Below are 22,992 nucleotides of genomic sequence, written 5' to 3' on the forward strand. Positions count from 1 at the left end.
CATTGTCAAAAAACCTATGAAATCCGACCTTCCATGATTCAAAGAATTCCCGTCGAAAAAATTTCGATCGTAGCTTTAGTGCTACTGATTACTGGCGCCATTGATAGCATTCGCAATTTACCAGCAACTGCCCTATTTGGCTCAACCTTAATTTTCTTTTTTATATTATCCGCGATTATTTTTCTTATCCCTGTTGCATTAGTAGCCGCAGAATTATCATCTGCATGGCCGGAAGATGAGGGCGGGATTTATTCCTGGGTTCGTCATGCTTTTGGAAGTGGGCCGGCTTTTTTTGCTATCTGGTTGCAATGGGTAAATACCGTTGTTTGGTACCCCACCATCATCTCATTTATCGCTGGCACATTGGCTTATTTGATAAACCCAGTGCTTGCGACCAATAAGCTCTATATTATCAGTGTCATCTTAATCGTTTTTTGGTCACTGACCTTTATCGGTATCGCTGGCATCCGTACATCAGCGAATATTGCGGGAATTTGCGCATTTGTAGGAATGATTATTCCCATGGCATTTATCATTCTGCTTGCCATTATTTGGTTAATAAAAGGCAATCCAATTGCCGTTGATTTATCTTGGCATAAATTATTACCTGTCTGGCACGATTCCCAATCCTGGGTCTCCCTAACAGCCATCATGACTGCCTTTTTAGGGATGGAGCTAGCAGCTGTGCATGTGAAAAACATTGACAATCCTCAGCACAATTTCCCCAGAGCGATGATGTATTCTGCCACATTAATCCTATTCACCATGATATTGGGCTCCCTGGCAATAGCCTTTGTGCTGCCCTCAGCCAAAATTTCACTTGTCGATGGTGTCATGCAGGCATTTGATAACTTTTTCCGCGCTTACCACCTTCGTTTTCTTTTACCTATCACCGCTATTCTATTACTCATTGGTAGTGTTGGTGGCATGATCAATTGGGTAATATCACCCGCCAAAGGGTTAATGATGGCGGCTGAACACGGCTTTCTCCCACATTGGATGGCGTACCGAAATAAGCATGGTGTCCCTTCGCGTATTTTGTTGCTCCAAGCCGTTTTGGTGACACTCTTTTGTAGCACTTTCTTACTATTACCCAGCATCAATTCTATTTACTGGCTTTTTACCGATTTAAGCACAGAGATGTATATCGTGATGTATGTTTTTATGTTTTTTGCCGCCATCAAACAAAAAGAACAGTTTGCTCATCGACCACGAGTCTTTCAAATTCCATTTGGGAATATCGGTTATTATGGCATTTGTGTATTGGGCTTAGTTGGATGTACGATTACCTTAATTGTTGGCTTTATTCCACCGAAAGAAGCCGTGCAATTAGGAGATCAACACTGGTTTCAAGTGATATTTAGCTGTGGCATTATTTTAATGTTATTACCAGCCGTGTTAATCTATTGGCATAAGAAACGAGCCATGAAACGAGATTATCGATGAGCGATGATATAGAAAAATTGGAACAAATACGAAAAAAAATCGACAGCATCGACTTGCAATTTTTAGACCTACTCAATCAACGTGCCAAGTTGGCTTGCCAAGTAGCGGCCATTAAAAAAAAGCAAAAAGAGCCTATCTATTACCGGCCTGAACGTGAGGCCCAAGTACTTAGAAACATTGTGTCCCAAAACCAATCTCCCATCGCTGATCGGGAAGTTGCGAGAATTTTCCGAGATATCATGACCGCCTGCCTTTCTTTACAAAAAGAAATGACGATTGGGTACTTAGGCCCCGAAGGCACCTTTACTCACCAAGCAGCAGTCAAACACTTTGGGGAAGGCGCTGTTAGTAAGCCGCTCAATAGCATTGAAGAAGTATTCCAAGAGATTAGTGGCAATCATTTGGATTATGGCGTGGTTCCTATTGAAAATACGACACAAGGGATGGTCACTCAAACGTTAGATCAATTGTTAATCAGTGATGTGCAAATCTGTGGCGAAATCATGCTGCGTGTTCGCCAACATTTTGCCTGCTTACCTGAAACAAAAGAGATTAAAACCATTTTTTCTCATTCTCAATCCCTTGCTCAATGCCGTTCCTGGTTAGCTAAGCATTACCCTAATGCAGAAAAAATAGCGGTTGAAAGCAATGCGTTTGCAGCGATCAAGGCAAAAGAAACACCTCATAGTGCATGCATTTGTGGTCAGCAGGCCATTGACCACTATGGCTTAGAAAATAGACACGCTAATGTCGAAGATTATGCCAACAACAGCACACGATTTATTATCATTGGCCAGCAATGCCCTGCTCCGAGCGGTAAAGATAAAACATCGTTGATTATCTCATCCCCCCACAAGGCCGGCAGTTTAAGTAATTTATTAAAACCGTTTGACGAACATCAAATTAATATGACATTGATTGAGTCTAGGCCTTACCAACACCGAAATTGGACCTATTTATTTTTTATTGATTTTGAAGGTCACCAAGATGAACCCCATATCAAATCAGCCCTTGAATCATTAGCGAGCATGTCCGTCATGATGACCCTTCTAGGTTCCTATCCCCAGGCAACTGGCTAACCTATTTTCGCTCTTAATTAACGTGGTTGTTAATAAATATACTCATAAAAATAGTTTGAATGATACGTAAACGTTTGCGTTACCGTCTCCGTTACCGAAATAAATCTTTCACATAAATCCTCACATTTTGAATGATCACGGGTATATTTTTTTCTTGAAAAATAATTGCTGATACGCAACAATAGCGCCGGCTGTCCAACATTTAAGGAAGAATTATGAAAAATGCTCTTAATCTGCGTGAACGTTTGATTTTAAGTGGCGCCAAAACATTATCAGACGTTGAATTAATCGCCATTCTTATTAGCTCAGGAAACCAAAATCAAAGCTCTATCGCATTAGCACAGACATTATTCGATCATTTTGGTTCTCTGCGAGCACTCCTCAATACCAATTTACATACCTTTTGCCAAATTAAAGGGCTAGGACCTGTCCGTTTTGCTCAACTACAGGCCGCAAAGGAAATTATTCACCGCAATGAGATGACTCAATTACAAAAATTGCCCCAACTAACCAGCAGCGATCAGACGTTTGCCTTATTGAAAAAGTTACTTCGTGATGAGAAAAATGAAGTGTTTATCGCCTTGTTTCTGGACAATCAACATCGTGTCATTGCTTATGAACCATTGTTCAGAGGCTCGATTAATAGCACAACCATCTACCTTCGTCCCATTATTGAACGCATCATTGCCCACAATGCCGCCGCGATCATTCTTGCCCACAACCACCCCTCTGGCGTTTCTGATGCAAGCGCTGAAGATTTTGCGATTACCGATAAAATCAAAAAGGCGATAGGTATTTTGGACACGCGGCTGCTCGATCACATTGTTATCGGTGATAATGAGGCATTTTCAATTTTTAATGAGCAAAAATGGCTTTGTTAATGCATACTACCCCAACATTTTAATGGAAAATGGGATGAATTTTATGCATCTGAGACAATTCATTTTGTTAAATTACTTGAAAAGACTGAATATTTTGCTATAAAAAAGTAATAGGATACTATGTTTAGGACAATCCATGGCCTACAAACTATTTGCCGAACGGTTAAATCAAGAGTTAGATAATATGGATGTACCCACCCACCATAGCGAGCGGACTGCGGTATTAGCGAAACTAATCCATGTTCCCCGATTCAAAGCACAAGCCTATTTGGATGGCATCTATCTGCCAGATGAGCAAATATTATTAGCTTTATGCAATGAATTAGAAGTCGATATGGACTGGCTCTTAGGCAAAAAGTAACTCAATCCCCCGCAACATCGTCTAGATTTCACCCAATCAGGCGATGCTTCGTCAGGACTTACCGAAACGCATCATCATCTTCTTGCCATTCAGGATGAATGTTCGGTGGAAAGGTCAGCTGATGCCAATCTTCAAATAAGCCCAAATGAAAAAGTGCGTCGCCCTCGTTGACGAGTGGAATATTGGTTTTGCCGATAATGACCGCATCACAAGGACACACAATTTGTGCGGTTTCATCACTCATGGGATCGGCCATATCCGCTAAGATTTCATCTTTTTTTACGTAACTACCTAGTGGTCTGGCCGTCACAACCATGCCACTTTGGGGCGCTCGAATCCAAAAGCTTGATTCAGCGCGAGCAATTTTGCTGATTGGGCGAAATTTCTTTGACATAGATGGTGGAAACATATTCAAAAAATTCATTGTTCTTAATATCCCCCGAACACCTAGCTTAATTCCCCATAAATCAAAACGTAATGCTTCACCTACTTCGTAGACAATAATGGGGATATTGCGCTTATCTGCCGCCTCTCTTAGCGAACCCGCACGGATTGGTGAATTGATAATAACCGGCGCGGCAAATGCTTCAGCCATTTCGTTGGCAACCGAGTTCGAATGGGAAACCCGAATCTGTGGGTAATTACTGCGATGGATTGCCCCAGTATGCAAATCGATACCATGGGTACACTTTTCAATAATTTCCGCCATCAGTAGCTGTGCCAATCGCGAGGCAAGCGAGCCTTGATGCTGCCCGGGAAATTGGCGATTTAAATCCCTTCTATCGGGTAAATAGCGCGATTGCAGAAGAAAGCCATAAACATTCACCACCGGAAGCGTTATCAACGTTCCTCGAATTTTTTTTAATTGCGGTTGATGGTGGAGTCGTCTAATAATTTCTACCCCTAAAATCTCATCGCCATGCACAGCACCCGAGACAAACAAAATAGGGCCTTCTTTTTTGCCATGAAAGATATGCACAGGCACTTCAATCGGGGAAGTGCTATACAATAAGGGAAGTTGTAATTTCACGCAGCGGTAATTTCCTGCAGGAATGGCTTGTCCACCAATATAAAATGGGGGCCGTCTGTCCATATCTATCCCTGAAAACGGCGCCTGTTTTTTCCAGGCCCCATTTGCTTTTCAATATAACCTATTATCTTACCAGCTATATCGACATTTGACACCTTTTCGATGCCTTCTAATCCTGGGGAGGAATTAATTTCTAGGACTAACGGGCCATGCTTGGAACGGATAATATCCACACCAGCAAGCTTTAAACCCATCGCTTTTGCAGCAGCAACAGCAATAGCCCGCTCTTGGGGAGTAAGCTTTACCCTACTCGAACTACCCCCTTGATGAATATTGGCTCGAAACTCTCCCTCTTTGGCCTGTCGCATCATGGAAGCGACGACTTTATCACCCACAACAAGGCAACGAATATCACTGCCTTTCGATTCTTCAATAAACTCTTGAACTAGTATATTGGCCGACATGCCTTTAAACGCATTAATAATACTCAAGGCAGATTGATGCGAATCAGCCAAAATCACCCCTTTGCCTTGTGTTCCCTCAATGAGCTTAATGACCAAAGGTGCTCCTCCCACCATGCGAATCAAATCCTCCGTATCATCCGGGGATTGAGCAAACATGGTGAGTGGCATGGGAATATCTTTTCTTGCCAATATTTGTAAGGAGCGAAATTTGTCACGCGACCTGGCAATCGCAATTGACTCGTTTAATGCATAGACTCCCATGGTTTCGAGATGACGTAAAACCGCTGTTCCATAATAGGTTATTGACACCCCAATCCGTGGAATAACCGCATCAAATGTTGGCAAGGGTTCTCCACCACGATAGTAAATTTGTGGATTCGATGCCACGACATTCATATAACAATGCAACGGGTTTATAATTTTAACATGGTGTCCAGCTGCTTCCCCCGCCTGCTTTAGGCGTTGATGAGAATATAACGTCGGGTTTGTAGCAAGAATTGCAATATGCATTAGCCTACCTATTGTCGATTGTTAATTAGGATTTATGAAGAACTTGAACTGTTCAGAAATCATCCCTGGGAACATCTCAAATTATAGACCATCTATGCGTCATCATGTTCATTGTCATACCAATGCCATAACGTATGAACGGGGCCTGATAAAGCATAGGCTGAAAAACCAAGGAAAAGCACAACCGCCGGGTTCGCTGCGATGGCCATAAAAATTATCACCATGATAACCAAATACAGGAAAGGTACTTTTCCTTTGAAATCGAGATCCTTAAAACTATAGTAGCGGATGTTTGAAATCATTAAAATAGCCATTAACGCTGTTATCACTGCGGTTAATATCATCACAAAGCCATTATTTAATTCATTTTGATGGCACATCCAAGCAAAGGATGTCACCACAGCCGCGCTGGTTGGGCTGGATAAACCTTGGAAAAATCGCTTATCTTGGTCCTCAACATGGATATTAAATCGAGCTAAGCGTAGCGCAACCGCTGCAGTGAACATAAAGGAGACTAGCCAACCGATTTTTCCCATCGAATGCAATGTCCAGCTATAGAGTAACAGTGCCGGAGCAACACCAAAAGTGACCATATCCGACAAACTATCGTATTGAGCGCCAAACGCCGTTTGTGTATTGGTTAATCGAGCAATGCGCCCATCTAATCCATCCGCAATCATGCCGATAAATATAGCCACGACAGCTGCTTCATAATGGCCTTTTAACGAGGAAACGATGGAATAGAATGCTGAAAATAAACTCGCCGTAGTAAATAAATTTGGCAACAAATAGATGCCATGATGCGTATCTTTCATACTTAAATAGCGTCTTATACATAGTCATGAAATAATACCCAGATATTACCACAGCCTTGCTATCGACAACAGATGCCTGAGCAAATTCAATTTCAATACTGAATTGGACAATTTAATGCTATAATGTCCATATCAAATATTTTAAGCTCGAATAATGGACAAACCCAAGTCAAAGTCGAAGAAAATTGTCATCGAAGGCGTCACCGATCAGGGCAAGGTATTCCGGCCTAGTGATTGGGCTGAGCGCATGAGTGGCACCATGGCCACCTTCAAACAAAGGCGCTACCATTACTCCCCACTACTGCAACCAGGTGTCAATAAAGAGGGGTACAAATGCGTGTTACTGGATCCAAAATTGAAAGAATCCAGTCCCCAAGTGTATCAATCCATCCTGGCATTTGCGAAAGAAAATAACTTAAGAATTTGCGGGGAAGATGATGTCGAGTCCTAGGGAATAACCCTGAAAGATTTAGTAGAAATGATAACGTAATAAGCGATTGTTCCTAGCCACTATAGTAGTGGTCTTTTGTGCCTTTTACGATTAACTGATAGGTTCTTTCTGAGATGATACCTTCTTCTAATTTCTTTTTCGCATCCACCGTCATTAACTGGCCACGCTCTCGCACTAATCGTCGGGTGGAGGAAGTAACCTCATTGGGATTGCCTTCCAACAAAATATCTCTGGCTTCTTCATCAAACACTAAATATTCCCTTAAAGCAACGCGCTTTCCATCCACAGTGGGGACCAATTTTTGCCAAATACACAGGCGAATGGTTTCGAGAATATCAATCACGCGACCAAGACGTTCTTCGCCACTAAACGAGGTAACCAATCGTCGCATGGTTTCAGCAACACCAGAGGTATGCAGGGTCGTATAAACTGGATGGCCAGTTAAAGCTGCCTCCAAGGCCGCTGAAATCGTATCTGAATCGCGACACTCGCCCACCAAAATCAACCGTGGCTTACGCCTAAGGGCATTGCGAACCCCTTCAGCAAACGAAGGAAGATGCCTCGGGATCTCTGATTGGCTGACGATGGCGGAAGTGGTCTCAATTTCATCGTAAACAAATTCAATCGGTGCTTCATAGGTGAGGACTTTACGGTTAGAATCCTCATTTTCGATTAACTCTCTGACAATAGAAGCGAGCAAGGTCGATTTACCAGAACCCGTTGCCCCCGTGATAAAAACAATACCTTCCTGGGGCGCGATTGCATCAATGATTTTATCAGGTAACTCCATCGTCTCTAACCGAGGCGGTGTGGTTGGAATGGTTCTTAGTGTAATCTGGATAGAATCGTGCCCTTCAACCAAACAAGACGTTGCATTGACCCTGTATCGATAGCGAACCCCTCTCGCTGGGCGAAATTCATAATGCGTATCTATATCCCTTCCCGATAATAATTGCGTGGTGGCATTGGGGCCATAAATTGCATTAATCAGATCCCCTAATTCTGTGTTGGATAGATGGCGATTGGTAATCTGCAATAAACGGCCATATACTTCAGCATAGATTGGCTCACCCGTTTGGATTGTAATATCGGATGCATCCAAACCCTCAGCAAACTCTAGCATTTTATCCATAAACTGAGGCGTGAACCTTGTCGGTTCATCTGGCATCAACTGTATACCCATGATAATTCTCTATTAGCTTACTGGCGGTGCGATAACGGGCTGCCAGGCATGATTCGTTATAATAATTTTAGCTGAGGACGCTGTTTTTTCCATGATTCTAAATTTCTTCAACGCATCTTCATCCTTAGCAACAGCCGCTCGCCACTCTTTCGCGTTGACATTCAAGGCAGGTAAAGCAGTTATTCGCAAGACTCTGTCATCAATATGAATCTCATTCGCATCGCCGGTTACACCTAAATCTGTGTCGGCCACAAAAGGTGGAGAGACCATGTTCATCGCTAATAATTTACGATAGCGAATCATACCAACAAAATCTTCTTGTAAACTAGCAAGGCGTTCTTCGAGAATCGTATTGGCTTGTTCAATGCCATTATTCCAGCCTTGTTCAACAAAATGACGCCAAACTTGTCGTTCATCCTTCGTTTTTGGAAGTAAACTAACGTGAGGATATTCCGGCTTTTTGTAATCCATCCATATATACTGGCGCCAAGTTGGCGGTACACTAATAAAATGGGCTTGTTTTGCCACTTTATAGGTTCTATCCGAGACTCGAATCGTTTGCGCATCGGCAAGGTTCACCGTATTACGACCCGAGAGCAAAACGGGTGGCATGACATTATGTTCTAATATGAGTGCGGTGAAATCAAAAACTTGATCCAGATGCCTGGCGTTTCGCATGAGGGCTTTATTAATATTCTTTGCACGCATGGCCAGACCAGACTGAGCCCCTAAACTTAAGGCTGTTTCCTTTAAGGCCATTTCGCGAATTCGGCTTATCTTTTCCGTTTTATTCATCTGATTATTTTTGGAAGAAGCCATCGATTGCAAACCAGCCAACGTGGTGACATCACCTTGATTGGATTGCAAGCCTGACGTGCAGCCTCCCAGCAACAATAAACTGATAATGCCTAGGTTAAGAATATATTTTAGCATAACGTAGTTCTACTACCTGTGAGTCAGGGTAAACATGAATTGACGCCCTTTTTCCCGCTTGATAATCAATATTACGGAGTAACGTCGCTAAACTTTCATCTTTTGCATATAGGCTAATCAAAATTGGTATTGAAGGCTCGTTGCCTAAAATGCGTAGCCGATAATGCGCCGCGCTCGCTATCCTACTCGCCAATTCTGCAATGGGACCGTCCCAGTCAACTGATGCGCGTGCGGCTAGATTTGATGTATTGGGAATGGTTGCAATATTATCCATTTTCGGGGGTATAACCACTTTTTCAATTTTAGCAACTTCTCTCATTGACTCCGAAACCGATGAAGCAGCCTCCGCCAATTTGATGTTGGCATCATCACTGGGATCATTCATTGGCGGCTTTTTATAAGACACCGATGAACAACCTACCAACAGACAAGATAATATTACAGCAGGTATTCGATGAATCATGCGTATAGTCTAGTAATAAGGATGATATTACGATTGAAACAGGGAGTGAAGAAGATGTCAAGATGATTCTATCTTTTCAGTAAGCGATAGCGTACTTGTCCTGCCTTTTTTTCCTTCATGACTTGCATGAATGGAGCGTCAAATGGCGAATTTGCATTTGTTTCAACATAAACTAACCCTTGTTGAGAAAGTAGGCCTCTCTGGTCAATCAAATCCAGGCTGGGAAGGAGTAATTCACTCGCAAATGGCGGATCCAAAAACACAATGTCGAAGGCGATAGTTGTCTGCTGGAGGTAGTGCAAAACATCTTGGCATACGATATTAACATTCTCTAATGCCAATATGTCTGCTTGCTTTCGCAGCGATTGTGCCGCCTCAGGGGAAGACTCTACCATGATGACGTTTGCAGCCCCCCTAGAAGCGGCCTCAAACCCCAAAGCCCCACTTCCGGCAAATGCATCGAGCACACAAGCATCTCGTATATCATGCATTAGCCAATTAAATAATGTTTCACGAACCCGATCAGCGGTAGGCCGCAATCCAGGTATATCGGGAAAATGGATTTTACGGCCACGCAATTTACCACCAATAATACGGACTGATTGTTTCATCATGCATTGTTAGCTGAGCTTGTTTGCCCCACTTCGACACGTAACATTTGCTCCGGCTTTAATTGCTTCGCCATCGATTGTCGAACTTGTTCAGACGTTACTTCATTAATTTTATCTCGATAGGTTAGAAGATAATCATTGGGCAAAGAGAAAAAATGGATTCGTAGCATCATCGTCGCAATTTTGTCATTGCTTGCAAGCGATAAAGGAAAACTGCCCACAAGATATTGTTTGGCTTCTTTTAATTCCTGATCCGTTGGCCCATGCTTTATAAAATTCTCCGTCACTGATTCTGTCACTTGGATAGCCTGATCAGCTTGGCTCTGTTTGGTGGAAAGGCTAATTAAAAAAGGGCCTATCGCCGGCATCGGAACAAATTGCGACCCCACACCATAGGATAACCCTCGCTTCTCCCGTACCTCAAATGCTAATCGAGAAACAAGCAGTCCCCCTCCCAATATATAATTGCCAACTTTTAATGGAAACATATCTGGACTGTGGTAATCGATCCCCAATTGCCCCATGCGTATAATCGTTTGGCTCGATGGAAACGCTCGCTTCACTAAACGGCCATTTTTATGGGGCGTTGCTTTATTAACCTTATAGGTAGCCTCCGCTTGAGGCAGTGCTTTTGATAACTTAGTGGCAAGTTGTTCTGCTGTTTTCTTATCCAAATCACCAACTAAAACTAGTGTGGCCCCTTTAGCGCCATAGTGTTGATTAAAAAAGCGTTCGATTTGAGGCTGCGTTAATGCAGACACCGTTTCTAAGGTTCCATCCACACTATGGGCATAAGGATGATCCCCATACAGCGATTGGAAAAACACCATATTTGCCACTTCATTTGCATCTTGTTGACTGGCTCTGATTGCAACGAGTTGTTGTTGCTGAACGCGTTTAAATGTTCCTTCTGAAACATGAAAATTGGACAACAAATTTGCCAAATTATCGACGGCGGGTAATAAGGCATCTGATTTGGATAAACTTTTTAAATTTATCCCGGCCATTGTCCGATCGGCAAACGTCGAAAATTGGGCGCCAACATCGGCAAACCGCTCTGCAATTTCAGTCGCATCACTGGATGAACTTTCTTCGCCAATTAATTGATTTGTCACCGATGCCAAACCGAAGAGGGCTTCATCTTGTGCCGATCCCGCCGGAAAACCCATTTTTAAAACAACCATGGGCACTTGAGGGGCTTTATAATAAACAACCTTCATACCATTTTCAGTCAGCCAGCTTTCGGCAGTTAAAGGTAGACTATGGGCGATGTTGGTTATTAGGAAAAAGACCGTGAAGCATGCTATCAATCGTTTCATTGGTTACCCCCTTGGTCCTGGGTAGGAATAAGCTCAGCCCGGGTGAGCCTGTTTGAATTAAAGTAACGTTGCGCAACTTGCTGGATTTGCGCTGGCGTTACCTTTTCTATTTGCTCCTGCCATTGATCGCTGGTTTGCCAACCTAAGCCAACGGTTTCTAACCAGCCGATTTCCATTGCTTGGCCAAAAATCGAATCCTTCTCAAACACTTTACTGGCTAATAACAATGTTTTAATGCGCTTCAGTTCAACGTCTGATACGGGGTTGTTTTTTAAATCGTCTATTTCAGACCAAATCGCTTTATCCAATTTATCCACTGTTTGACCCTGAGCTGGGATTGCAAAAAATATAAACTGGGTATCGTACCGTGCAAAAGGATTGTATGAAACGTCGATGTCTGCTGCAACCTGTAGCTTTCTCTGCATATTTTTTGCTAATCGAGCGCTATTGCCGGCATCTAAAATCCCCTCAATGAGCTCTAAGGCATAAACATCATTCACATGCGTTGTGGTGTTTAATGAAGGAACCGAAAAACCCACCATCAAAAGAGGCACTTTAGCAGGCAGATGAACTTCAACTAACTTTTTTCCTAATTGTGGGGGCTCAGGTTGTTTTTTCGTAAGGCTCATTTGACTTGGCTTAATCTGGCCAAAATATTGTTTGGCTAACGCAAATACTTGTTTGGCTTGCACATCACCGACAACCACTAGCGTTGCATTATTAGGTGCATAATAACGCTCATACCAATCGCGGAGATCGTTTAATTTCATCTCCTGCAAATCACTCATCCAACCAATAATAGGATGGTGATAGGGCGAAGAAAGATTCGCTGCCGCCATGAACCGCTCATAGGTCAATCCTTGGGGATTGTCATCCGTGCGCATCCGTCTTTCTTCTTGAATAACTTTGATTTCCTTAGCAAACTCTTGTTCATCAAATTGCAAATCCCTCATCCGATCCGCTTCAAGCTTTATCATTGTCTCGAGCTTATCTGCTGATATTTGCTCAAAATAGGCAGTATAGTCAGTATTCGTAAATGCATTTTCTTCACCGCCCACACCGGCAACTGTTTTGGAAAATTGTCCCATCGGTACTTTGTTCGTCCCTTTAAACATCATGTGTTCAAGTGCATGGGATAGTCCAGTTTTTCCAGACACCTCATCTGCAGACCCAACGCGGTACCAAACCATCACCACCGCCACAGGGGCTCGATGATCTTCTTTGACAATCACTTTAAGGCCATTAGCCAGTTTCATTTCACTGACGTTTGCTGCCAGCGGAAATGAAATAATTAGTAATAAAAGGAGAAACAATCGCTGCATAGACGACACCTATATTTAACGTAGTGATAGACAAAATATACCCAAGAGGGGCCAAGTTCAAGGGGCAAAGACAACTCATAGGGGAATTATACACCCATTTAGTAACATTTTTTCACTCAAAGATTGGGGTTTTCCCCAAGTCCTGATAGAATTTCATATTTTCACGGTTTTGTATAGCATATGATTAACTGGTTTCGAAAAAATAAATCGGAAGAGATGCCCAAAGAGCAGGATGTCCCTTCAACACAAAAACCCGATGAATCGCCAAAGTCGGGGTTGCTTTCGCGTGTTAAACAAGGTTTAAGCAAAACCCGCAAGCAAGTTGGGCAAGGGGTCGCCAACCTACTGTTGGGCAAAAAAGTGGTCGACGAGGCCTTGCTTGAAGATCTTGAAACGTTATTGCTTAGTGCGGATTTTGGCATTGACACCGCGAATTATGTCATTCGCCAAATTGAAGAGAAATTATCTCGAAAGTCCTTGTCAAATGGTGAAGCGGTCTATGCAGCCTTAAAAGAAGAATTGATCCAACTAATTGGTCCATTGGCCCAACCGCTAGATACTTCAACCCATGATGGACCATTTGTCATTCTGATGGTAGGCGTGAATGGTGCTGGAAAAACAACAACCATCGGCAAACTAGCCAAACAGTTTCTTAATCAAGGTAAGAAAGTCATGTTAGCGGCAGGCGACACATTCCGGGCTGCGGCCGTCGAGCAATTAAAAGCTTGGGGAGAGCGAAACCAAGTCCCCGTGATTGCGCAACATACCGGTGCGGATAGTGCCTCCGTTGTTTATGATGCATATCAAGCAGCTATCAACCGCGAATTTGATATTCTCATTGCCGATACTGCCGGTCGATTGCATACCCAAAGTACATTAATGAACGAGCTAAAAAAAGTCAAAAAAGTGTTACAAAAGCTCAATGAAAAAGCCCCACATGAAGTCATGTTAGTCCTTGACGCAAGCATTGGGCAGAATGCCTTAAGTCAAGCTCAGCAGTTTCGGGACGCCATCGATGTGAGCGGTATTACCATGACAAAATTGGATGGAACGGCGAGAGGTGGAATTTTATTTGCAATTGCGCATCAATTAGAGATACCATTTCGTTATATAGGTATTGGCGAAGGAGTAGATGACTTACGCGTCTTTGATGCGGAGCAGTTCATCGACGCTATTTTTGACCATGATACAATTCAAACAAGTGAGTAAACGCTATCCGGGTGGATTTGAAGCGTTAAAACAAAATAATTTTAATTTAGCCAAAGGGGAAATGGCTTTCCTTACAGGCCATTCCGGTGCTGGGAAAAGCACCATGCTCAAATTGATAGCAGGTTTGGAGCAGCCCAGTTCAGGCCAAATCATTGTCAATAATCGCACAGTTAATCATTTAAAAGGAAATGCCATGGCCCAACACCGGGCAAGTCTTGGCATAACCTTTCAATCCCCCCATTTGCTTAGTGATCAAACCATCTTCAACAACGTAGCCTTGCCTTTAAGAATCCGTGGTATAGCAGAACAACCCATCAAAAAGCGCGTTCAGGCTGCATTAGATTTAGTGGGGCTTTTGAGTAAAAGTAACCAGTATCCTCGTTATTTATCGGGGGGAGAGCAGCAGCGTGTTGGTTTAGCAAGGGCCGTAGTACATAAACCCGATTTATTGCTTGCCGACGAGCCAACCGGAAATTTAGACCCTGCCCTATCGGCAGACATCATGCGCTTATTTGAACAACTAAACCAAGCGGGTGTATCCATCCTCATCGCCACCCACGACCTCACGTTAATCGCTGGCATGCCTTATCGCCTGATCACCTTAAATCAGGGGGAATTATGCTAAAATCATGGACATGCTGGGTCGCTTCACAACGCCAAGCTTGTCAAGCAAGCGCCTACCATTTATCCCGTCATCCGATGGCAAGCATTCTAACCATCATTGCCTTAGCCATTACTCTAAGCTTGCCTACCTTATTTTATGTTATAGCCGATAATTTACAATCGGTCAGTCATCGCTGGCAATCCAATGGTCATTTGATGGCTTATTTAAAGCCTGGACTCTCAGAACCCGAAGCTAATTCAGCGATTGAAGCCATCCGCTCCCTTGATAACATTGGCGAAAGTGAGGTGATACCCGCAGACCAAGGAATGGCCTTGTTGCAAAAGCAACCCGGCATGACTAATTTGATGGATTATCTGCCTAAAAATCCTTTACCCACAGCTATTCGCATTATCCCAAACAAACAACTAGGTAACCCGCTTGCCATCAAGCAACTGAAATCACAAATAATTGCAATCAAACAAGTTGATCTTGTTAAAATGGATCAAGGGTGGATTAACCAGCTCCATCACCTAAGCCAATTAATGACCGGTTGTACGGAGTTGATATTTATCTTGTTAGCTTTGGCCGTTATTTTGATTGTGGTGAATACGTTACGATTGGATATTCAAAATCGTTTTGAGGAGATTCAGGTTTTAAAATTGATTGGTGCAACAGATGCCTATATCCAACGTCCCTTCTTATATATGGGCTTTTATTATGGATTCATCGCTGGCGTTTTAGCCATGATTACAATCAATATTTGCCTGAGCTTTATTGCAACCTTGGTCAGTCAACTGGCTGCTAGCTATCAGATTCAATATTCACTCTATAGCTTAACGACAACGGAATCGTTAATCTTGCTTGCCCTCAGCAGTAGCCTAGGTTGGTTTGGGGCCAAAATTGCTGTTCGTAGCCAACTCAAAGACATCGAGCCATCCCATCTAATGCAAGTTTGAGAGAAAACGCTTACCATTATTAGACTTTATAGGCTGAAGATTTGTACTGGATTGCTTCGCTTTGCTCGCAACGACGGCAACTTTTTCTTGCTTTAGAAAAGTGAAGATACCTCAGGGCCTTGGCCTGACTTACAAGTCAGGCCTAGCTAGCGTTGACAGCGTATGCTACTGTGGCGCTGAAGCTGGCTCTTGATTTTGCCCAGCGTTCTCTGGATCAGGGCAATTGCCTTCCCCAGTTTTGAAAAACGCCAATTTGAAACAACCGCCTACACCCGGCGACACCAATGTTCTTGGGGCACGAATGCGGCATAACCCGTTTTCCAAGGCGTCTGTAATGACTTTTCTCAATGCTTTCTTTTCCTCTTGCGACAGTTTATCTAAGTCATTCTGTTTAAGGTTGAGGTCTTTTAAGCCAGGCAATTGGATCAACGCATGCAATGAAGCTATTTTCTCAGGATGCTGCGACCACTGCCACAACCCATTATGTCTTAGATCGAGGGATTGCAACGCTTGGTTTTGTTGTAAGGTTTGAAGAAGTGTTTTAATATCTAACGGTGTCCATCTGCCCATACCACAATCAGTCAAACTCACTGACTTTGCATTTGCGATAGCTTTAAACAGTAGTTCGGTTCTTTCTAAGATAAGTGCATTTGCTTTTATCCCGTTGAGGTGAACATTTAGCCCTTCTGGCAGTGCTTGAACTAACGTCGTCTCATTTTGATTTTTATCAAGCGCTAAGAAATGGGCAATGGCAAGGTCGGGTTTAAATTGTTGAATGCAGTAAACCAATGACTTGAACGCTGCTGTATCCATACGCTCAATTTTATTCATATCCAGTTTAAGCACAAATGGCATATGCTTTGTTTGACATTCTAATTGCTGTTTAGAAAACGCATTCATCTTCAAAATCGCATCTTTCCCAAGTACAATTGATTCCTTAAGATCATGTAACGGCTCTAATTTCTCACATTCATCCATCAAAATCGCATCAATCGGTTGCTTTGTACCTCGATCCGTTTCACAAGCCGTTTTTAATTCCGCGAATCGATTATCACGAATCAAAGGATTTTTTTCTGACTCGACACCCATTCGATAAAGGATAACTTCTTCCAAGGCAGCACTTTTTTCAACCTCATCAATGTTATGGCGGGAATTCACATAAGTCTCAATTAGTTCATTAATCGTTTTAGGCATTTATCACTCCTTTGAAGTACAAATTCCAGGACAAACCGTTGATTAAATACGCTTCATAATCCTCAGCCCCGTTTCTAGCGTTACTGACTTAAGAAAAAAAATCAATAGTTCGGAAATGAGCAGCTTGAATTATCCATCATCATTCATGCCGGTAAAGCCAGTATAGGTTAGGTTTTGATCAATCAAAAAAATGCTATTTTTTTTGTTTTTTTATTCGGTATTACAGAGCCTTGATCGAATTCCTTCAAATACGTGAGCGTTTGCGTTCACGTATAATTTAGTTGTATTTAATACCAATTCCAGGATCCAAATACCCTTTTAACCTTGACAAAATATTTGATATAATGTAAATAGAGTGTAATTTATTAATCGTCTTAACAAATACTGCAAAATACATTGTATAATAAGTCCAATTAAAGAAACCGTCACCACGTTTTGCGGAGGAAAACATGAGTAAGCAGCTGCAATTAGCTTCAATCAACCTACCAATTGGTAGCTTAGATGCTTATATTCACCATGTGAATCAATTCCCGATGCTAAGCGCTGAAGAAGAATATGGTTATGCCCAGCGTTTCCAATCGGAAGGATGCATTGAAAGTGCACGCCAATTAGTGCTTGCGCACTTGCGCTATGTTGTGCGTGTTGCTCGTGGCTACTTAGGCTATGGCTTACCCCTCAATGATCTGATCCAAGAAGGCAATATCGGCTTGATGAAAGCGGTGAAACGGTTTGATCCAACCATGGGGGTTCGCTTGGTTTCCTTTGCGGTACACTGGATCAAAGCTGAAATTCATGAGTATGTTATTCGCAACTGGCGTATTGTTAAAATTGCTACCACCAAAGCACAACGTAAATTATTCTTTAAACTGCGGCAAATGAAGACCCGTTTAGGTTGGTCTACTCCTGAAGAAATTAAAGCCATCGCGCATGATCTTGGTGTATCCCCCAAAGAAGTCACCCGCATGGAGCGTCGCTTAAATGCTCGTGATGCAGCGTTTGACGAACCCGTTGATGACGATACCAATGCACCATTATTATCACCGGTTCAATATTTACAAGACCCTAATTCTGACCCTGCCCTGCTAATTGAAAAAGAAACGATTGAAGAGCGCAATCATGAAAACTTAGTCTATGCCATGGAAAGTCTTGACGATCGCGCCCAAGATATTCTCAAGCAACGTTGGTTAACTGAGAAGAAACTAACACTGCATGATTTAGCAGCTAAATATGGCGTCTCTGCTGAACGTGTCCGCCAGCTAGAGAAAAATGCCATGATCAAATTACGTAAAAAACTCGAAGAGATGGCGTAAACAGGCTAGCAAATTAACCATTCAACTCAAACATTGACGTACGTCGCTAACCTGTTAAAATTAGCGTAATTATTGTAATATTTGAGTGCATCCAATGAATAATACGATTGATATCGACAAATTCTACGTTAGCCCTTATGACAAAATGTTTCATGGGTTTGATAAAACCCATAAACTATCCGAATCTCAAAAAAGGGAAATTGCCAAGCATCAGCGCATTGCAAAACTGCGTGATAATGCCGATATAGCCGATGGCGATCGCGCCATTTGGGATAAATTTTAACGAGCTGTTTTATACCAATGACTTTTCCAACATCGAGCGCGGATACCGTTTACGCCCAACCTCAACAGGTAATTGCTGACTTTTCATTTGATGAAAAAGTGGCATCCGTTTTTTCAGACATGATCCAACGCTCCATTCCTGGATACCGAACTATTCTCAAGCAGCTCGGCCTATTCACAACCTTGTTCTGCCAGGAAAACTCAAACTATTATGATTTAGGATGTTCATTGGGGGCGGCTACCTTAGCCATGCGCCAAAATATTAATGCCCCAGGCGGTAAGATCATTGCTGTGGACAATTCAGCAGCCATGATCCAACGATGTCAAAACCATGTGTTATCCTTTAATTTCATAACGCCCGTTGAATTCCATTGTTGTGATCTGCAAGATATTACCATTGAACAAGCAGCCATTGTCACGCTCAACTTTACCCTGCAATTTATTAAGCCCGAGGAAAGGCAAGCGATCATAAACCGCATATATCAAGGGTTAAAGCCAGGAGGTTTGCTGTTTATGTCAGAAAAACTGACTCTGGAAGACAAGCACATCAATGCCTTGTTAATTAATGCTCATCATCAATTTAAACGAAATAATGGTTATAGTGATCTGGAAATCAGTCAAAAGCGCACCGCCCTTGAGAATGTCATGATTCCTGACACACCGAGCTGCCATGTGAATCGAATGCAGCAAGCTGGCTTTGCTCATATTAGTCAGTGGTATCAAAATCTTAATTTTGCGTCATTTATTGCTGTCAAATAAAGTCATGCTAGGTTTCAACCAACATCCCGCATTAACCGATTTTTTTATAAAAACAGCGGACTCGTCTTTATCAAACTACCATCCTGCTATACAAGATGGACTTGAAAAGCGATTTGACCAATACCAGCATGGTCATATGGATCAGTGGTTTCATATTATCCAATCACTGCCGAGGTTGCCCGCAGATAACATCGACTTAGCCAATTCCGTTTCTGTCAGTCAATCATCGCCTCTTAGTGAAGAACAGCAGCAACAATTAAAAAGCCAATTAATGCAGCTACACCCTTGGCGAAAAGGCCCCTTTCACCTCCATGGACTAACTGTAGACTGTGAATGGCGTTCCGATTGGAAATGGCAGCGAATTAGACCACACCTAAATTTATCCGGTAAAACAGTCCTAGATATCGGCTGTGGCAATGGTTATCACACCTGGCGTATGCTGGGTGAAAATGCACAATTAGTCGTTGGTATCGACCCCTCGCAACTGTTTTGGCATCAATTTTTAGCGATAAAACACTTTGTCGGGGAAGTTCCGGTTTATTTTTTACCGATTGGCATTGAGCATTTACCGAACCCGATGCCTGTTTTTGATTCGGTGTTTTCAATGGGCGTCTTCTATCATCGTAAATCACCCATCGATCATCTTTACACTATCCGAGACTTATTAAAACCAAACGGGGAAATGATCCTAGAAACCTTAATCGTCCCCGGCGATAAGCAAACGGTATTGGTCCCCAACGATCGCTATGCTTGCATGCCGAATGTGTGGTTTATTCCTTCGGTTGATGCATTAACCAGTTGGATAGAAAAAGCCGGCTTTTCCCATGTCCATTGCATTGATGTCACGCAAACCAGCATAGAAGAACAGCGCGCAACGGAATGGATGACCTACCAGTCCCTCACCGATTTTCTTGACCCAGAAAATCCTCATAAAACCATAGAAGGCTACCCTGCGCCCACTCGAGCTATCATAATTGCCAAAAAGTACTAGGGACGTTCCCTAATTAAAAGCTAACTTAAAGATGGGTCAAAATAAAATGAAGCAATTTATAGGCAATAATCGATAATATCGAGGCGGCGGGTAATGTTAACACCCACGAGGTGAATATATTGCGGATAACGATGAGATTTAATGCACCAATACCTCTGGCTAAGCCAACGCCCAAAACCGCGCCTACCAGCGTTTGTGTTGCAGAAACTGGGATGCCCGTACTCGTTGCAACAACGACGGTGGTTGCAGCGGCCAATGTGGCAGCAAATGCACGGCTAGGTGTTAATGCGGTGATGGAACTGCCGACGGTTTCAATGACTCGTCGACCATACATTAAAAAACCGGTGATAACGCCAATACAGCCTATCAACGTTATCCATGAAGGGTAATTTTCCGCCACAAAATTGCCGGAGTTAACGCTTAAGCTATACACAATACTCAGCGGACCAACTGCTAGAGATACATCGTTAGCACCATGTGCAAATACCATTGCACAAGCAGTTAATCCCATCAATACGGCAAAGTACTTTTCAACTTGCTCAAAGCGCGTATGACGACTCATGTGCTGGGGCTCAGGTAATCGTCGGACAATCGTCATCCCTACCCAAGTTAATAGGACACTTGAAAACAGGGTGACAGCAATATCTTGCCGAATAGATAAATGGATACCAAAATGGTCTAGCCCTTTAAAGACGGTAATATAGGATAAAACGATACCAACGAGGAATAAATAATAGGGTAAATATTTCTTTGCTCGCGCTAACGGGTCGGATTTAACAAAAATGGCTAGCTGAATGGTGATAAATAGCAAATAACCGACAACTCCCGCGATCACAGGCGATGTGACCCAGCCAATGGCAATATGCCCAACTTGATCCCAATGAATTGACGAGGTTCCTAATACTATCGCACCAAATCCAACCATAGAGCCAACAAGGGCATTGGTAATTGAAACAGGAAGTCCGAGAAAGGAGGCTAAGTTCATCCAAACAGTACAGGCTAAAAGGACACTTAACATGCCTTCAATCAAGATAAGTGGCTGATCGACCAGTTCAGAAGTGTTGATAATTCGATCACGCATCGTTTCGGTGACACCACTACCTCCAAAAAATGCGCCAAGAAACTCAAAGATAACTGCAATAATGATTGCTTTTCGCACGGTAATTGCTTTGGAACCCATGGTGGTGCTCATGACATTGGCCAAGTCATTGGCGCCTACGCCCCATGTCATTAGAAAACAAAGAACGACCGCCCCCACTAAATATAAGAATGAAATTTCCATCAGCGTATTACCGGGCAATTAATATTTGTAAACGACCACCGACAGTTTGTGCGCGGTCAGCTAAGTCATCAATCCATTCCAACATTTTATATAAGAAAATAATATCCACCGGCGATAGCGAGTTTTCCATTTCAAATATCTGATGGCGGATAGAAGCAAGTTTGACATCACTTTCTTTTTCAATTTGCTGTAGCTCAGTAATCATATCTTCAACGATAGTTACCTCTCGACCACGAAAACCCGTTTCTAAAAGCTCATCGAGTTCATTTATTGCTTTACAGGCTTGTTTTGATGCATCGATACAGCGCCCTAAAAATGGCATAAAATCTTCTTGAATGGACTCGGGAATGACCATTTTACGAGCCAACGTGAGGCCTGCAATATGCTGGGCTTTGTTGGCTATCTTGTCTTGCGCTGTCAGCAGTTCTAATAAATCGGTTCGAGACACTGGTAGGAATAACCCGGTTGGTAAGTGGAGGCGTAAATCGCGCTTAATGGAATCAGCTTCTTGCTCTAATTGGTTAATTTTTTCTTGAATCTTAGCCGCCGTTTCCCAATCTTTTCTTAATACCGCCTCAAAAAACGGATAGAGTTGCTCAGCGCATTGGTGCACACGTTGCATGTGATGTTCTAATGGCTTGATTGGGGAAGGTCCAAAAACATTGAAGATGCTGCCCATACTAAGCTACCTTAGTGTCCAATTTTGGCATCAGTATACCGGGTAGTTTTTCAAATTACCAGTGCTTAACAAAGAGATTCCGTATCAACACCCAATTTTGACAAAATGCCCGCTAAGGTGTCATGGTCGTAGTATTTTATTTTTAACCAGCCACCTTGCTCATCGTTTGGTTGACATACAACGGGCGTTCCTAAATGCTCCGATAGATGAACTTCTAAGCGTTTAATATCGGCATCTTCAGGGGTATTTGGCGATTGCTCCATCTGTTTATGTTCTTTTATCTGACTTTCCATTTGTCGGACAGACCAATGTCTTTGTTGCGCTAACAGGCCAAATCGGCGTTGCTCTGCTTTACTCAACCCAACCAGGGTTCGTGCATGACCAAAGCTCAATTTTTGACTTGCTACCCAAGCTTGGACGGTCGAATCAAGCGTCAACAAGCGCAACAAATTGGTGATGTGGCTTCTAGACTTGCCGACGATTTTAGCGATATCTTCTTGTTGAAAATTAAATTGACGTTGAAGTTGCTGGTATCCTTCAGCTTCTTCGATGAGGGTTAAGTCCGCTCTTTGAATATTTTCAATTAAGGAGACAGCTGCTGCTTGTTGATCATCGTAACCAACAACGACACAAGGCACATTGGTTAAACCAACCATTTGTGCAGCGCGCCATCTTCGCTCCCCCGCCACTAGACCATACTTATCCTCAGCTTCGGGTCTGACTATTAAAGGCTCAATCAGACCTTGGCTTTCGATGGAGTTGGCAAGTTCTTGTAAACGCTCTAAGTCGAAATGTTTTCGAGGTTGGTTAGGGTTAGGAATAATCGATTGGATTGAAATAATTTTAAAATGCATTGTC

General features: G+C 42.7%; 25 protein-coding genes. 12 read left to right on the forward strand and 13 right to left on the reverse strand.

The window, feature by feature from the left end; all coding sequences use genetic code 11:
• The first annotated feature begins 33 nt into the window (after positions 1 to 33).
• From AB3348_RS04255 to AB3348_RS04270, 4 genes are all read left to right on the forward strand, one after another.
• A complete protein-coding gene (locus AB3348_RS04255; RefSeq protein ID WP_367606324.1) occupies positions 34 to 1,446 on the forward strand; it encodes an APC family permease in 1,413 nt (470 codons plus the stop codon).
• Positions 1,443 to 2,525 carry a prephenate dehydratase gene (gene pheA / locus AB3348_RS04260; protein ID WP_367606325.1) on the forward strand — a complete coding sequence of 361 codons (1,083 nt, stop codon included), beginning with the start codon at positions 1,443 to 1,445 and terminating at the stop codon, positions 2,523 to 2,525. Before AB3348_RS04255 ends, pheA begins: the two co-directional genes overlap by 4 nt.
• Positions 2,526 to 2,740: 215 nt before the next feature.
• Positions 2,741 to 3,406 carry a DNA repair protein RadC gene (gene radC / locus AB3348_RS04265; protein WP_367606326.1) on the forward strand — a complete coding sequence of 222 codons (666 nt, stop codon included), beginning with the start codon at positions 2,741 to 2,743 and terminating at the stop codon, positions 3,404 to 3,406.
• 136 nt (positions 3,407 to 3,542) lie between these two features.
• Positions 3,543 to 3,767, forward strand: a complete 225-nt coding sequence (locus tag AB3348_RS04270; RefSeq protein ID WP_367606327.1) for a hypothetical protein — start codon at positions 3,543 to 3,545, stop codon at positions 3,765 to 3,767.
• Between the two features lie 58 nt (positions 3,768 to 3,825).
• Here AB3348_RS04270 and AB3348_RS04275 read toward each other — a convergent pair whose 3' ends face one another.
• The 3 genes from AB3348_RS04275 to pssA all read right to left on the reverse strand — a co-directional run bounded on the left by AB3348_RS04275 (position 3,826) and on the right by pssA (position 6,586).
• Positions 3,826 to 4,860 carry a succinylglutamate desuccinylase/aspartoacylase family protein gene (locus AB3348_RS04275; RefSeq protein ID WP_367606328.1) on the reverse strand — a complete coding sequence of 345 codons (1,035 nt, stop codon included), beginning with the start codon at positions 4,858 to 4,860 and terminating at the stop codon, positions 3,826 to 3,828.
• Positions 4,861 to 4,862: 2 nt separating this feature from the next.
• Positions 4,863 to 5,771 (reverse strand): 30S ribosomal protein S6--L-glutamate ligase, encoded by a 909-nt coding sequence (gene rimK / locus AB3348_RS04280; protein ID WP_367606329.1) that lies wholly within the window; start codon positions 5,769 to 5,771, stop codon positions 4,863 to 4,865.
• Between the two features lie 92 nt (positions 5,772 to 5,863).
• Positions 5,864 to 6,586, reverse strand: coding sequence for a CDP-diacylglycerol--serine O-phosphatidyltransferase (pssA, locus tag AB3348_RS04285; RefSeq protein WP_367606330.1), 723 nt, complete (start codon positions 6,584 to 6,586; stop codon positions 5,864 to 5,866).
• A gap of 154 nt (positions 6,587 to 6,740) precedes the next feature.
• Here pssA and AB3348_RS04290 point away from each other — a divergent pair, with 154 nt between their 5' ends.
• Positions 6,741 to 7,037, forward strand: coding sequence for a DUF3579 domain-containing protein (locus tag AB3348_RS04290; RefSeq protein ID WP_367606331.1), 297 nt, complete (start codon positions 6,741 to 6,743; stop codon positions 7,035 to 7,037).
• 52 nt (positions 7,038 to 7,089) lie between these two features.
• Here AB3348_RS04290 and dotB read toward each other — a convergent pair whose 3' ends face one another.
• From dotB to AB3348_RS04320, 6 genes are all read right to left on the reverse strand, one after another.
• On the reverse strand, positions 7,090 to 8,205 hold the full coding sequence (dotB, locus tag AB3348_RS04295; RefSeq protein ID WP_367606532.1) for a Dot/Icm type IV secretion system ATPase DotB: 1,116 nt from the start codon (positions 8,203 to 8,205) through the stop codon (positions 7,090 to 7,092).
• Positions 8,206 to 8,232: 27 nt separating this feature from the next.
• Positions 8,233 to 9,153, reverse strand: a complete 921-nt coding sequence (locus AB3348_RS04300) for a type IV secretion system DotC family protein (RefSeq protein WP_367606332.1) — start codon at positions 9,151 to 9,153, stop codon at positions 8,233 to 8,235.
• Positions 9,134 to 9,616, reverse strand: coding sequence for a type IVB secretion system lipoprotein DotD (gene dotD, locus AB3348_RS04305; protein ID WP_367606333.1), 483 nt, complete (start codon positions 9,614 to 9,616; stop codon positions 9,134 to 9,136). Before dotD ends, AB3348_RS04300 begins: the two co-directional genes overlap by 20 nt.
• A gap of 68 nt (positions 9,617 to 9,684) precedes the next feature.
• A complete protein-coding gene (gene rsmD, locus AB3348_RS04310) occupies positions 9,685 to 10,230 on the reverse strand; it encodes a 16S rRNA (guanine(966)-N(2))-methyltransferase RsmD (protein WP_367606334.1) in 546 nt (181 codons plus the stop codon).
• Positions 10,227 to 11,546 carry a M16 family metallopeptidase gene (locus AB3348_RS04315; RefSeq protein ID WP_367606335.1) on the reverse strand — a complete coding sequence of 440 codons (1,320 nt, stop codon included), beginning with the start codon at positions 11,544 to 11,546 and terminating at the stop codon, positions 10,227 to 10,229. Before AB3348_RS04315 ends, rsmD begins: the two co-directional genes overlap by 4 nt.
• Positions 11,543 to 12,868 carry a M16 family metallopeptidase gene (locus tag AB3348_RS04320; RefSeq protein WP_367606336.1) on the reverse strand — a complete coding sequence of 442 codons (1,326 nt, stop codon included), beginning with the start codon at positions 12,866 to 12,868 and terminating at the stop codon, positions 11,543 to 11,545. The genes AB3348_RS04315 and AB3348_RS04320 overlap by 4 nt, the downstream gene beginning before the upstream one ends.
• A gap of 180 nt (positions 12,869 to 13,048) precedes the next feature.
• On the opposite strand from AB3348_RS04320, the gene ftsY reads away from it, so the two are divergent.
• From ftsY to ftsX, 3 genes are read left to right on the forward strand one after another with little or no spacing between them, the layout of a single operon-like run.
• Positions 13,049 to 14,077 carry a signal recognition particle-docking protein FtsY gene (ftsY, locus tag AB3348_RS04325; RefSeq protein WP_367606337.1) on the forward strand — a complete coding sequence of 343 codons (1,029 nt, stop codon included), beginning with the start codon at positions 13,049 to 13,051 and terminating at the stop codon, positions 14,075 to 14,077.
• Complete coding sequence (gene ftsE, locus AB3348_RS04330) at positions 14,052 to 14,702, forward strand: cell division ATP-binding protein FtsE (RefSeq protein ID WP_367606338.1); 651 nt, start codon at positions 14,052 to 14,054, stop codon at positions 14,700 to 14,702. The genes ftsY and ftsE overlap by 26 nt, the downstream gene beginning before the upstream one ends.
• On the forward strand, positions 14,696 to 15,637 hold the full coding sequence (gene ftsX / locus AB3348_RS04335; protein WP_367606339.1) for a permease-like cell division protein FtsX: 942 nt from the start codon (positions 14,696 to 14,698) through the stop codon (positions 15,635 to 15,637). The genes ftsE and ftsX overlap by 7 nt, the downstream gene beginning before the upstream one ends.
• Before the next feature lie 165 nt (positions 15,638 to 15,802).
• On the opposite strand, the gene AB3348_RS04340 is transcribed toward ftsX, so the two are convergent.
• A complete protein-coding gene (locus tag AB3348_RS04340) occupies positions 15,803 to 16,831 on the reverse strand; it encodes a hypothetical protein (RefSeq protein WP_367606340.1) in 1,029 nt (342 codons plus the stop codon).
• A 449-nt stretch (positions 16,832 to 17,280) separates the two neighbouring features.
• Here AB3348_RS04340 and rpoH point away from each other — a divergent pair, with 449 nt between their 5' ends.
• From rpoH to cmoB, 4 genes are all read left to right on the forward strand, one after another.
• Positions 17,281 to 18,141 carry an RNA polymerase sigma factor RpoH gene (gene rpoH / locus AB3348_RS04345; RefSeq protein ID WP_367606341.1) on the forward strand — a complete coding sequence of 287 codons (861 nt, stop codon included), beginning with the start codon at positions 17,281 to 17,283 and terminating at the stop codon, positions 18,139 to 18,141.
• Positions 18,142 to 18,235: 94 nt separating this feature from the next.
• Positions 18,236 to 18,424, forward strand: a complete 189-nt coding sequence (locus AB3348_RS04350; RefSeq protein WP_367606342.1) for a CBU_0585 family protein — start codon at positions 18,236 to 18,238, stop codon at positions 18,422 to 18,424.
• 17 nt (positions 18,425 to 18,441) lie between these two features.
• A complete protein-coding gene (cmoA, locus tag AB3348_RS04355) occupies positions 18,442 to 19,182 on the forward strand; it encodes a carboxy-S-adenosyl-L-methionine synthase CmoA (protein WP_367606343.1) in 741 nt (246 codons plus the stop codon).
• Between the two features lie 4 nt (positions 19,183 to 19,186).
• A complete protein-coding gene (cmoB, locus tag AB3348_RS04360; protein WP_367606344.1) occupies positions 19,187 to 20,173 on the forward strand; it encodes a tRNA 5-methoxyuridine(34)/uridine 5-oxyacetic acid(34) synthase CmoB in 987 nt (328 codons plus the stop codon).
• Between the two features lie 25 nt (positions 20,174 to 20,198).
• Here the strand turns inward: cmoB and AB3348_RS04365 are convergent, their stop codons facing one another.
• The 3 genes from AB3348_RS04365 to AB3348_RS04375 all read right to left on the reverse strand — a co-directional run bounded on the left by AB3348_RS04365 (position 20,199) and on the right by AB3348_RS04375 (position 22,988).
• Positions 20,199 to 21,455: an inorganic phosphate transporter gene (locus AB3348_RS04365; protein WP_367606345.1), complete on the reverse strand. Its 1,257-nt coding sequence runs from the start codon at positions 21,453 to 21,455 to the stop codon at positions 20,199 to 20,201.
• Positions 21,456 to 21,462: 7 nt separating this feature from the next.
• Positions 21,463 to 22,134 carry a TIGR00153 family protein gene (locus AB3348_RS04370; protein WP_367606346.1) on the reverse strand — a complete coding sequence of 224 codons (672 nt, stop codon included), beginning with the start codon at positions 22,132 to 22,134 and terminating at the stop codon, positions 21,463 to 21,465.
• 65 nt (positions 22,135 to 22,199) lie between these two features.
• A complete protein-coding gene (locus tag AB3348_RS04375; protein WP_367606347.1) occupies positions 22,200 to 22,988 on the reverse strand; it encodes a ParB/RepB/Spo0J family partition protein in 789 nt (262 codons plus the stop codon).
• Between the last annotated feature and the right edge of the window lie 4 nt (positions 22,989 to 22,992).

It is taken from the genome of Legionella sp. W05-934-2 (genome assembly GCF_964199965.1).
Classification (GTDB): domain Bacteria; phylum Pseudomonadota; class Gammaproteobacteria; order Legionellales; family Legionellaceae; genus JAFIFT01.